This is a genomic window from Massilia varians (assembly GCF_027923905.1).
Lineage (GTDB): Bacteria > Pseudomonadota > Gammaproteobacteria > Burkholderiales > Burkholderiaceae_D > Telluria > Telluria varians_B.
This window is the reverse complement of the sequence record NZ_AP026966.1, coordinates 2,610,813-2,622,335: the sequence shown is the minus strand read 5'-3', so window position 1 is coordinate 2,622,335 and position 11,523 is coordinate 2,610,813. Positions and strand designations below refer to the sequence as shown.

The 11,523-nt window shown below is 65.8% G+C and carries 13 protein-coding genes and 1 tRNA gene; 4 read left to right on the top strand and 10 right to left on the bottom strand.

Features of this window, described 5'->3' with window-relative positions:
* Positions 1-153: 153 nt before the first annotated feature.
* The 5 genes from MasN3_RS11905 to MasN3_RS11885 form a co-directional block, all read right to left on the bottom strand.
* On the bottom strand, positions 154-705 hold the full coding sequence (locus tag MasN3_RS11905) for a hypothetical protein (protein WP_281914286.1): 552 nt from the start codon (positions 703-705) through the stop codon (positions 154-156).
* 1 nt (position 706) lies between these two features.
* Entirely contained in the window at positions 707-1,264 is a 558-nt protein-coding gene (locus MasN3_RS11900) for a thymidine kinase (protein ID WP_281914285.1), read from the bottom strand.
* An 86-nt stretch (positions 1,265-1,350) separates the two neighbouring features.
* Entirely contained in the window at positions 1,351-1,905 is a 555-nt protein-coding gene (locus tag MasN3_RS11895; protein WP_281914284.1) for a sugar O-acetyltransferase, read from the bottom strand.
* Positions 1,906-1,921: 16 nt separating this feature from the next.
* Positions 1,922-4,147: a penicillin acylase family protein gene (locus MasN3_RS11890; RefSeq protein ID WP_281914282.1), complete on the bottom strand. Its 2,226-nt coding sequence runs from the start codon at positions 4,145-4,147 to the stop codon at positions 1,922-1,924.
* 33 nt (positions 4,148-4,180) lie between these two features.
* A complete protein-coding gene (locus tag MasN3_RS11885; RefSeq protein ID WP_281914281.1) occupies positions 4,181-4,975 on the bottom strand; it encodes a hypothetical protein in 795 nt (264 codons plus the stop codon).
* A 277-nt stretch (positions 4,976-5,252) separates the two neighbouring features.
* On the opposite strand from MasN3_RS11885, the gene MasN3_RS11880 reads away from it, so the two are divergent.
* The gene (locus MasN3_RS11880; protein WP_281914280.1) at positions 5,253-5,819 is read left to right on the top strand and encodes a hypothetical protein; all 567 of its coding nucleotides are present in this window, start codon (positions 5,253-5,255) and stop codon (positions 5,817-5,819) included.
* Positions 5,820-5,826: 7 nt separating this feature from the next.
* Here the strand turns inward: MasN3_RS11880 and MasN3_RS11875 are convergent.
* From MasN3_RS11875 to MasN3_RS11865, 3 genes are all read right to left on the bottom strand, one after another.
* Positions 5,827-5,911, bottom strand: a tRNA-Leu gene (locus tag MasN3_RS11875).
* Positions 5,912-6,188: 277 nt separating this feature from the next.
* The gene (locus tag MasN3_RS11870) at positions 6,189-6,389 is read right to left on the bottom strand and encodes a hypothetical protein (RefSeq protein WP_281914279.1); all 201 of its coding nucleotides are present in this window, start codon (positions 6,387-6,389) and stop codon (positions 6,189-6,191) included.
* 7 nt (positions 6,390-6,396) lie between these two features.
* Positions 6,397-6,801 carry a hypothetical protein gene (locus MasN3_RS11865; RefSeq protein WP_281914278.1) on the bottom strand — a complete coding sequence of 135 codons (405 nt, stop codon included), beginning with the start codon at positions 6,799-6,801 and terminating at the stop codon, positions 6,397-6,399.
* Between the two features lie 111 nt (positions 6,802-6,912).
* Between MasN3_RS11865 and MasN3_RS11860 the strand changes: the two genes are divergently transcribed.
* Complete coding sequence (locus tag MasN3_RS11860) at positions 6,913-7,596, top strand: SOS response-associated peptidase (RefSeq protein ID WP_281914277.1); 684 nt, start codon at positions 6,913-6,915, stop codon at positions 7,594-7,596.
* A 183-nt stretch (positions 7,597-7,779) separates the two neighbouring features.
* The gene (locus tag MasN3_RS11855; RefSeq protein WP_281914275.1) at positions 7,780-8,139 is read left to right on the top strand and encodes a DUF1566 domain-containing protein; all 360 of its coding nucleotides are present in this window, start codon (positions 7,780-7,782) and stop codon (positions 8,137-8,139) included.
* 18 nt (positions 8,140-8,157) lie between these two features.
* Here MasN3_RS11855 and MasN3_RS11850 read toward each other — a convergent pair whose 3' ends face one another.
* Complete coding sequence (locus MasN3_RS11850; protein ID WP_281914274.1) at positions 8,158-9,606, bottom strand: M20/M25/M40 family metallo-hydrolase; 1,449 nt, start codon at positions 9,604-9,606, stop codon at positions 8,158-8,160.
* Positions 9,607-9,684: 78 nt separating this feature from the next.
* Positions 9,685-10,758: a metallophosphoesterase gene (locus MasN3_RS11845; protein ID WP_281914488.1), complete on the bottom strand. Its 1,074-nt coding sequence runs from the start codon at positions 10,756-10,758 to the stop codon at positions 9,685-9,687.
* 263 nt (positions 10,759-11,021) lie between these two features.
* On the opposite strand from MasN3_RS11845, the gene MasN3_RS11840 reads away from it, so the two are divergent.
* Complete coding sequence (locus MasN3_RS11840) at positions 11,022-11,483, top strand: glycine zipper domain-containing protein (protein WP_281914273.1); 462 nt, start codon at positions 11,022-11,024, stop codon at positions 11,481-11,483.
* Positions 11,484-11,523: the final 40 nt, after the last annotated feature.

Here is an 11,523-nt window from a genome sequence, read left to right as displayed (position 1 = left end):
CGTCTCTCCGAAACGAAATTACATGCCTCGGCGCGACCGGCGGCGGGCCGGTCAATACGCCCTGTGCGGGTCATTCTACAGGAAGCCGGAGGAAGGCAGAGCCGGCAACTGCGCATTTACGCCCATTAATTAAGGCTGGCGTAAGCCAGGCATTCATCCTTTGACAAGCTGGAGCAGTTCGGCGCGGAAAACCATGGCAAATCCGGCAAGCAGCAGGATCGGGATCCATGGCCAGGAACGCGCCGCCAGGCGCCAGTCCACCGGCGAGGGCCAGAAGGACAGGAATTGCGGCGCCAGCAGGAAGGCCAGCGCGAGGTCGAGCGGCTCGAACACCAGGCCGTGCCGGGTGCGCCACCAGGCCACGGCGAAGGGCAGCGCCAGCACCAGGAGCGGGGCCAGCGCGCTCGGCGCCGCGTTGTACCAGCGCAGGTTGGCGAAGGTGACGGAACCGAGCTCCCAGTTGTGGCCCTTGCCCGGTCCGCCGCCGCGGGGCTTCTTGATGCGTTTCGGAATCACGCTCAGCCCGACCGGCTCGGCATTGGTGAGCAGGCCGACCGAGAAATGCGCCAGCTCGTGGCACAGGGTGCCGGCCGCGGTGAACACGAAGAAGAAGGGATGCGCGCCAGAACCGATCCACAGCAGCAGCGCCAGCGCGGCCGAGGGTAGCAGGTAGAGCAGCAGGTCGCCCCAACCCGCCAGGCTCATGTCAGTGCGATCCGGCGTAGAAGCAGCGGCCGCAGGCCTGGCGATAGCTCTCGTTGCCGCCGATTGAAACCTGCTCGCCCTCGCGGATGCGGCGGCCTTCGGCATCGACGCGGATGTTCATGGTCGCCTTCTTGCCGCAGGTGCAGATGTTCTTGATTTCCTCGATGTCGTCGGCCAGCGCCAGCAGGTAGGCCGAACCCGGGAAAGGCTCGCCGCGGAAATCGCTGCGCAGGCCGTAGCAGATCACCGGGATGCCGCGCACTTGCGCCACCTGGTGCAACTGCTGCACCTGCGCCGTGCTGAGGAACTGGGCTTCGTCGACCAGGATGCAGGCGACCGGCGGCGCGCTGGCCAGGAAATCGGTGTCGCCGTCGAACAGGTCGACCTGGCGCTGCGGGCCGAGGCGCGAAGTGATCAGGCCGACGCCGTAGCGGTTGTCGATGGCCGCGGTGTAGAGCTTGACCTGCTGGCCCTGCTCTTCGTAGTTGTGCGCGACCTGCAGCAGGGCGGTCGATTTGCCGGCGTTCATTGCCGAATACCTGAAATAAAGTTTTGCCACGGCCCTGCCCTGATCCGGAAGTCGATACGAGTAATTGCCGAATTATAACAAGCGGCCCTGTCCCGACACCAGCCTCCCTTCCTGGTTTACGCCTCGTGCGCGCGGGCCGGATTGCCGGCCACCCGGGCGCCCACGGCCACGTCGTGGGTCACCACGCTGCCGGCGCCGACCACGGCATCGTCGCCGATCGTCACGCCCGGCAGGATGATGGCGCCGCCGCCGATCCAGACGTTGCTGCCGATGCTGACGGGCCTTCCCGATTCCAGTCCGCCGCGGCGCTGATGCGGGTCGAGCGGATGCTCGGCGGTGTAGATCTGCACGGCCGGGCCGATGCGGGTGTCGTCGCCGATCGTGACCTGGGCGACGTCGAGGATGATGCAGTTGAAATTGATGAATACCCGGCTGCCGATGCGGATGTTCCAGCCATAGTCGCAATGGAAGGGAGGGCGCACGATGCTGCCCTCGCCCACCGCGGCCAGGCGCTCGGCCAGCAGGCTGCGCCAGACCGGGACCGGCTGGCCCAGCGCGGCGTTGTAGCGCGCCAGCCAGGCGCTCGTCACGGCCTGCTCCGCCACCAGTTCGGGATCGCCGGCGTGGTAGGGCTGGCCGTCCAGCATCTTGTGGCGTTCGCTCATCTTCATGCGCTTCTCCTGCACCCTACTCGCCTGGGTGGTACTTGCGCTCCAGGTGCTTCTCGATGTCTTCCTTGTAGAACAGCACGTCCTTGAACTCGCCGCGGCTGTACATCCCGGCCTGGTCGGCGAAGTGCTTCGAGGCCGGATTGTTGCTGTTGCCGCCGGCAAGGATGCTCTTGGCGCGCACGCGCGGGCCGAATTCCACCACCGCGACGAAGCTGTTGCCGCGGTCGCCGTAGATGCGCTTGGTCTTCTGCTTGGCCACCATGCCGAACGAGGCCAGCGAACCCCAGTTGGCCGAGGCGAAGCCCACCGGCCAGCTCGGCTTGCTGTCGTCGTACTGCTGGTCGATGGCGCCGCTGATGCGCTGGAAGCGGTTGATCTCGCCCCAGGGCGTCTGCCAGCTGCCGAAGTCGGCAGTGAGCTTGTCGGATGCGCGTTGCAGCGAGGCCAGGCGTTCGTCCGCATTCAGTTTGTGCGTGATGAAGTCGACCACCGGCGTGCCTTCGGCGCGGGCGCGCGGCGCGTGCTGGGCCACCATGTCCTGGCCCCAGTAGATGGCCAGCGAAGTGGGCCTGGAGTCGACGCCGGAGCGCAGGTCCCAGCCGCGCAGGCTGTCCACCTGGGCCGCTAATCGCGCCTTGCGCGGGTCGTTCGCCGGCAAGGCATCGTAGTCCTTCAACAGTTGCGGCACCAGCGGCTCGAAGGCGGTCAGGTGGCTGTCGTAGGCGGCCGCGATCAGGCTGTCGAGGGTGAAGCCCTTGGCATCCTTGAGCACGCGCTCGGCATGGCGGCCGCGCGCGTTTTCTGGCAGCGACCACATGTAGTCGGGCCAGTCCTGGCGCTTCGGGCTGCTGGCGCCGGACGCGCTGAAGGGCCAGTTGTTGGTGTTCGAGATATAGCCGCTGGCCGGGTTGAACAGGGTGATGGTGTCCTTGATGGCGTGCAGGCCCTGCCATTCGGTGGCGGGGGTGCTGCCGTCCACCGGCTTGGTCCAGTCGAAGCGCGGGTCGCGTTTCGGGATGAAGTTGCCGTGGAAGTAGGCGATGTTCCCGTTCGCGTCCGCATACACCGTGTTGTTCGAGGAATTGGTGCGCAGCTCCATCGACTTGTAAAACGCGTTGTAGTCGCGCGCCTTGGTGCGCGTATACGACTGGGTCAGCGCCTTGAGCGGCTCGTCCATCATCTTCACGGTCACCCACTTGCCGCCCTCCTCGCGCACGATCGGACCGTGGTGGGTGAAGTAGGCCGTGACGCTGCGGCTGGCCATGGCGCCGGACGCCGTCTTGTAGGGCAGCGCGATCTGCCTTGCCTCTACCGGCCGCTCCTCGCTTCCATACTTGTAGAAGTATTTACCGCCTCGCTCGACCACGGTTTCCAGGTACTCATCGATGACGTCGCCGCCGCCCGAGGTGTGCATCCAGCCGGCCTTGTCGTTGAAGCCCTGGTAGATGAAGAACTGGCCCCAGGTCACGGCGCCATAGGCGTTCAGGCCCTCTTCGCTGACCATGTGCACTTCCGGACGGAAGTAGAAGGAGGTGTGCGGGTTGATCAGGAGCAACGCATTGCCGCTGCGCGAGAGTTTGGGGGCGATCGCAAAGCCGTTCGAACCGCGCGGTTCGCTATCGAAACCCTTGTCCAGCGCCGCCACTGTCCGGGTCTCGTTGCGCTTGCCGTAGAAGCGCTCCAGGTCCTTCAGGTCGATCGATTCGATGTCGCCGCCGATGCTGCCTTCGCTGAAGCTCAGCGCCATCCAGGGCTCGAAGCGGGTGATCAACTTGGGCTTCACCTCCGGATGCGTGTGCAGGTAGTAGTTGAGGCCATCGGCGAAGCCGATCATGAGCTGCTTCAGCCAGGCCGGGCTGGCGGCGTACTTGGCCTGCATCTCGCTTGGGGTGATGTACATCTTCATGCGCAGATCGCGCCAGATCTCCTTCTCGCCCTCGACCTCGGCCAGGCGGCCCATCGCATTGATGTAGTTCAGCTCAACCCGGTTGAAGTCGTCCTCGGCCTGGGCGTACAGCAGGCCGAACACCGCATCGGCGTCCAGCTTGCCGAACACGTGCGGAATGCCCCACTTGTCGCGCATGATGGTCACCCGCGCCGCCGTCTTTTTCCAGCGCGCCAGTTCGGCTGCGTTGGGGGCCTGCTGCGCCGCCGGGGCGGCCGCGGGCGCCGCGAGCGCGGGCACGGCTGCCCCCAGGGCACAGGCCAGGATGGTCGGCAAAACGATGCGGGTGGTGCTCATGCGGTGTCTCCTTTTATGCTTATTGTTATGGTTCTATTGTGATACGCCGGCGTGGATCAGGCGCTGCTTGAGCACTTCGTTCTCGGTCAGCAGGGTCGCCACGCGGTCCTTCAGCGACGCGATCTCGGCGCGTGCGGCCGCTAGTTCCTCAAGCGGGTCGCTCGGGACCGTTTCTTTCTTCGGGCGCGTCGCCATCTTCTGCTCGCGCACCTGGCGCGCGGCCTGCTGCAATTCCTTGCGCCCGCCCGCGACGGCGGCCTTCTGCGCCTCCTCCGGCAGCTGCGCCACGTTGGCGGCGGCGTTGATCGAGATGGTGCCGGTGCGCACTGCTTCACGCAGTTCGGGCGTCGCGGCTTTCTGGATGCGTTCGATCTGGCTGATGGTATTGGCCGACACGCGCGCCGCCTTGGCCACTTCCTCGCGGGTATTCCAGGGCGGAGGCGGACGCGCATCCATGTCGTCGGCTTCCGGCTTGGGCGGCTCTTTCGCCATCTCTTCCGCCATGCGGGAGGTGACGATTTCCTTCTTCTTGAGCGCCAGCACGCCGCGCTGGAAGTCGGACACGCTGCGGCGCGCCAGGTGGTTGTCGATCATCCACAGCATCACGTCGTCGATCGACGCGAAGTTGTTGTTGTGGACGGTACGGAAAGGGATGCCGTGCTTCTGGCAGATCTCGTAGCGGTTGTGGCCGTCGATCAGGGTGTCGCGCCACAGCACCAGCGCGTCACGGCAACCCTCGGCCAGCAGGCTGCGTTCGAGCGCAGCGTATTCGATGTCGGTCAGCGGGTCGACGAAGGCACGCAGTTCGTCATTGATGATGATGTTCAATTCTTGTCCTCTTGCAGCGGCGGCAACGGATAAACCGCCGTCCGGCATGCTACACCATCCCGGCGGGCCGACCAATGGATGAGTAAGCGGAATCACTCCACAGGCCCCGACATAAGTTCCCTTCGTATCCATCTTGCATGACATTTCTCAGCCATCGGACTGCGCTGGCGCAGCGCGGTGTTATCAAAAAGGTATGTACTGATCAATAAGCTTGCCTAATTGCTCATTGCCGGTTAGCAGCAAGTTCCGATCGAGCCCTCATTGCAAGGAGTTGGATATGCGAAATCCGTGCGCCCCCCTGTATTGTCGCCTGGCCAAATTTGTCAGCGCCTGCCTGTTGCTCGCGCCTGCCCTCGTGGGCTGCGCGACGGGCACGTCTTCCCTGGCCCCGGAAGAGCGGCTCGAACGGCTCGACCAGCAGGCCATGCAGGCCGCGGTGGCCGACGGCTTGAGCACCGGCCTCGCCCTGTCGGCCGGCGCGCTGGAAATGAATCCGCTGGTGCCGACCTCGCCGGCGGGGCTGATCGTGCTCACCGGCGCCAAGATCGGGCTGGTGAAGTATGCCGACCGCTTGCCGGAAGACGAGAAGCGCACGCTCATCAAGACGTCGAGTTCCCTGTGGACCGGCGCCGCCGTCAACAACCTGATGGTCTTGCTGTCCGCGCCCTCGCCCGCCGCGATCGCCGCCGGGATCGTGGCCGGGGTGCTTTGGTGGCAGCACAGCGTGCGTGTGCATGAACGGGTGGATCGGGAGATGGCGGCGCGTCGCCAGGCGCCGGCGCCGGAGGGAGAACCGCGCCAGGTGGCGGCGGCGTCGGTCGCGCCCTGGTGCGCACTTGAATAAGAGATGGTGGTGCGGGCAGCCGGAATCGAACCGGCACGCCTCACGGCGGCAGATTTTAAGTCTGATGCGTCTACCAATTTCGCCATGCCCGCGCCGGCGGGGATTGTACTACGTGCCGCAGCGACAGTGTTAGTAGTTGAGCTACCCGTGTGCCAAGCCGCCGCCAGCGCGGCGCATCCAAAAAAATGCCGCTGTCCTTGATAGGGCAGCGGCAAAGAACTCAGTCAACAATGAGCTGGAGACACACGCGGAGAGTGGTGGAACTATCCACCAGAGAACGTAACGCAAATTGGTCCGCCCTCCGGCGTCACAAGCGCCGGTTTTTCCCGCGTGTTTGTCAGTCTGGTCGCACAAACGTGCAGCAATTGATTAATAGATGGACTCGTAGGCCACCGCCAGGCACACCAGGCCCACGAAGAACAGCAAGCCATAGACGAAGATGCGCATCGAGGTCGCCAGCTCGGCGACGGCGCGGTCGGCCTTGCTGTTCAGCTTGCCTTTGCGCCGCGCCCCATTCAAGAGCAGGGAAACGAAGACGAACAGGCTCACCAGGATCAGGACGATTTTCATGCGCGGCCTAGGTGCGCGCGACGACCAGCGCCAGCGCCACCAGCGCCAGGATGGACGACACCCCGGTCGCCACGCTCAGCCACAGCATGCGGCCGCGCGCCGCGTCCATCTTGGCGATCAGCTGGGCGTTCTGGTCGGCCATGTTGGCGATGATCTCGGAAGCCTGCAGCATCTGGGTGCGCAGCTCGGCCAGGCTCATCTCGTTCTTCTCGACGCGCATGACGAGCGTGCCGAAAACATCTTCCTGGGGCTCGTCGCCCATCATCGGCTCCGCGGCCATGCCGGCCGCGCCGCCGGACTTGCGCGCCACCGTGTCCCACAGCCTGCGCGCACCGGTCGCCACCTGCGGCGCCGCGTTGATCACTTCGCTCCACGGCACGGTCTTCAGGACGCTCCACCAGCCACTAGCCATACGGTTCTCCTCATCATCAATCCAGCCGCGAGCATACCATTGCACATGGCAAAATCTTAGCCAATCTTGTAGCGTGCCGCGCCCGGTGCCTGCCTGCGCTACCATGGAAGCATGTGTGGACGATTTGACCAGAGCCAGACGGCTCGCTACTACGCCGGCGTGCTCGGCTGGACGGACGCGGTCTACGACAGCGCGTCCACCCCTGCCTGGAACGTCTCGCCCGGCAGCTACCGCCCGGTGATGCACCTGGAGGACGGCGAGCGCCGTATCGACGACGTGTTCTGGAGCTACCGCGCGCGCTGGGCCGAGGGCAAGCTGCCGGTCATGGTCAACGCGCGCATGGACAAGCTCACCAACCGCTACTGGAAACCCCTGCTCAAGAAGGGCCGCGCGATCGTGCCGGCCGAGGGCTGGTACGAGTGGACCGGCGAAAAGGGCAAGAAGCAGCCCTGGCACATCCACCGCAAGGACCGCGCCCCGCTGTTCCTGCTGGCGCTGGCCAATTTCGGCAGCCTGAGTGAAGACCGCGCCGAGAACCGCGCCGAGGCCGGCTTCGTGCTGGTCACCGACGCCGCCGACGAAGGCATGCTCGACATCCACGACCGCCGCCCGGTGGTGCTGGATGCGGCCGACGCGGCGCTGTGGCTCAACCCGGAGCTATCGCCCGAAGAAGCCCTCGACCTGGCGCGCCGCCTGGCCCTGCCCGTGGACGCCTTCGAATGGTACAAGGTGAGCACCGCGCTCAACCGCCCGGGCGCGCAAGACCCGCAGATGGCCCTGCCCCTGGCCGACTGATTTTTACCGAACGGTAAAAAATAGCGGCTTACACGGGCGGCCGCGCCCCTTCCAGCCCCATTTCCCTTGAAACTCAAGCATTTGCATGAGCTAGATCGAACAGCGACACGCAACCAAAGCTCGGTCCGGACGGTCTTAAACACTGGATACCAAACTCTGAGGACGTGTTAAATGGGCGAGTACATGCAAGTACGGGCTATGCTGCAAGAGGGCGAGGCCTATGCGGGACTGATTCTGGGCAAGGAAGAAGAACCAGACTACCACCTGATACTGTTGCCGGGCGAGGCGGTCGACGTCAGCTGGCCGAGCGCCGTCGAATGGGCGCGTGGACAAGGCGGCGTGCTGCCGACGCGGCGCGAACTGGCCTTGCTGTTCGCCAACCAGCGCGAAGCTTTCGAACGCAACTGGTACTGGTCGAGCGAGCCGCACGAAACGCGCACCCAGCTGGTCTGGGGGCAAAACTTTGCCAGCGGTATCCAGACCATCTACGGGCGTCCCTACCGGGGCCATGCGCGGGCCGTGCGGCGAATCGCCGTGCCTTGACGGGCACGGCGCCTGCCATCAACGCTCGGGAACGTTCGCGCGCCCGATCGGCTGTTCGATATTGGCCAGGAACCAGCTCGTCGCCGCCATCACCGCCACGTGGCGGCGCAGGTGGTCGGGGTCGACCTTGTCCAGCGTATCGGCCGGGGTGTGGTGATAGTCGAAATAGCTGGACGTGTCGATCAGCGGCGCGAAGCTCGGCACGCCGGTACGTTCCAGGAACGACAGGTCGCCGGTCAGGAGGGCGTCTTCGCGGCGGAAGATGCCTGCGCCGATGGGTTGCAACGCCGCCTGCAGCGGCGCGAACAGCTTGCTCGAGGTCGCCGGCACGCTGGCGCGCAGGCCAAACGGACGGCCTGCGCCGTTGTCGCTCTCGATGGCGCCGATGTGCTTTTCGGTGTTGGCCTGCTCGGCGGCCGCGTACGCGCGCGCGCCGCGCTTGCCGTTCTCCTCGTTCATCCAGGCGATCACGCGGATCGTGCGGCGCGGGCGGTAGTCGAGCTTTTTCAGGGTATCGAGCACGGCCATCGCACTGGCGACGCCGGCCGCATCGTCATGCGCGCCCGGAGACAAGTCCCACGAGTCCAGGTGGCCCGACACGATCACGATCTCGTCCGGCTTTTCCGTGCCCGGCAGGTCGGCGATCACGTTGTAGCTGTCGGCGTCCGGCAGGGTCTTCGGCGTCAGCACCAGCTTCATGCTGAGCGGGCCGCGCTTGGCCAGGCGACCCATCAGCATGGCGTCTTCGGCCGTCACGGCCGCGGCCGGAATGCGTGCATTGTCCTGCAGCGCGGTCGAGCCCGTGTGTGGCAGGCGGTAATTGGCGCCGCCGACCGAGCGCACCAGCGCCGCCACTGCCCCCATCTCCGCGGCCATCGGCGGGCCGCTGCGGCGGAAGCTCGATGCCTGGCCATAGGCCTGGCCGGCCAGGCCGCGGTCGGCCTGGTGCTGGTCGAAGCTGGCGTCGAACAGCACGATCTTGCCCTTCACCTCGGCGCTGCGCGCCTTCAATTCGTCAAAGCTCTTCACCACCATCACCGGCGCGGTCAAGCCGCCGGCCGGGGTCGCGCCGGAGCCGCCCAGCGCGGTCAGCACCACGCGCTGGGTGATGCCCTGGGGGCGTCCGGCGTACTCGACGATCTCGCCGGTTTCCACCCCGCGCACCCAATGCGGTACTTTCACCGGCTGCAGCGTCACCCGGGCGCCGAGCTTGCGCATCGCCTCCGCCACCTGGGTCACGGCCGCCGCCGCGCCGGGCGAGCCGGACAGGCGCGGGCCGATCAGGTCGGTCATGTCCGCCATGCGTTCCCATGCGTAGTCGCTCTGCATCGCCGTATCGCGGATCTGCGCGAGCGCGGCGGGATCATTGCCGGGGCTGGCTGCCAAGGCCACCGGGCTCAATAGCGCGGCGGCAAGCGTAGCGACATGCGCGCTCAAGGCAAGGAAACTGCGGATGCTGCGGTTCATGCGTCGAATCCTTCTTCAGTTCAAGAAAATTCAACGATAGCGCATCCACATTGTTTTTGGTGAGAAATGTTGGCGTATTTACACCGCCGGCACCAGGCGCACCAAGGTGATCTCCGAGGGTGCGCCGAAGCGCTTCGGCGGGCCCCAGTAGCCGGTACCGCGGCTGATGTACACCCACATGTCGCGTACCCGGTGCAGGCCGGCAACGAAGGGCTGCTGCAGCGGGACGAACAGGTTCCACGGGAAGAACTGGCCGCCATGGGTGTGACCGGACAACTGCAGGTGAAAGCCCGCCTCGGCCGCCGCCGGCGCGCTGCGCGGCTGATGGGCCAGCAGGATGCGCACGTCGGCCTGCTCGCGCGCGCTGCCCGCGGCGGCACGCGGGTCGCTCTTGTGCCCCGGATTGAAATGGTGGGCCATGTAATCGGATACGCCGGCGATCATGAGGGTGGCGTCGTCGCGGCGCCGGATCACGTGCTGGTTCAGCAGCACGGTCACGCCCAGCCGGCGCACCTCGGCGATCCACTCCTCGGCCCCGGAATAGTATTCGTGGTTGCCGGTCACAAAAAACACCCCGTCGGGCGCCGCCAGGCGCGCCAGCGGCTGGGTATGCAGTCCGAGGCGGTGGACGCTACCGTCCACCAGGTCGCCGGTGATGGCGATGGCGTCGGCGCCCAGCTTGTTGACCCGGTTGACGATCGCATTCAGGTAGGCACGCTTGATGGTCGGGCCGACGTGGATGTCCGACACCTGGGCGATCGCATAGCCATGCAGGCTCGGCGGCAGGTTGGCGATCGGCACCTCCACCCTTTTAACCCGGGCCAGGCGGCGCGCATTGACGAAGCCGAGCGCGGTCACGCCCAGCGCCACCAGCGGTACCGCGGCGGCGCTGCCGCGGACGACTGCCGGACCCAGCCCGCCGAACAGCTGCAGCGCCAGCAGCACCAGGTCGCGCGCCAGGGTCGTCACCAGGAGCGAGGAAAAGAAGCCCATCGACATCAAGCCCAGCCAGGCGAGCCGTTCCGGCCAGCGGCGCCGGCGCAGCGAGGCCGACATCAGCCCGACCGGCACCAGCGCGGTCAAGAGAACAAGCAGGAGCACGCCCGCCACCGTGAACGGCAGCCCCAGGGCCAGGTCCGGCAACAGGCGCATGCCGATGTATACCTGCAGCAAGACCAGCAGGGACAGGATGGTGGCGAAAGATCGGTTCACAGAGTATGAGGAGGGTAAACGGTAACAAATGTTAGATGGGGCGGGCCCGTCCCTCTGCAAGTGCCGTTCCGGATGTTACTGCTGGATAGGCGTTTGTAATAATCTGTATTAACCGGTGGCAGCATGAGTCCGCAGGGCTATAGTTCATCCATGCCCGGCGTTGTTCGATCATCCTGATCACCGCAGAGGCAAAAGGAAAAACCATGTTGAAATCTCAAATTGTTGGTGCGGTGGTCCTGGCCGCGGTTGCCGTCTCCCCAGCGGCAATGGCGGACGACCGTGGTGTGAATACTGCAATCGGCGCCGTGGTCGGCGCGGCCATCGGCCACAGTGCCGGCGGCGGCAGCGGCGCCCTGGTGGGCGGCGTGCTCGGCGCGGCGGTGGGCAACTCGATCTCGACCCGCGACGATCGCCGCTATCGCGACAACCGTTATTACGACAACCGCGGCTACGCTTATGGCTACGCCCAGCCGCGCCCGGTCTACGTCCAGCCGCGTCCGGTCTATGTGCAACCGCGCCCGGTGTATGTCCAGCCGCGTCCGGTCTACGTCCAGCCCCGCCCGGTCTACGTCGAGCGCCGCGACTATGACCGCCGCGACCGCCGTGACTGGGATCGCCATGATCGCCGCGACTGGGACCGCGGTGACCGCTGGGATCGCCGCTAATCAAGCAAACCGCGCGCTGCGCGGTTTTTTTTCGCCCAAC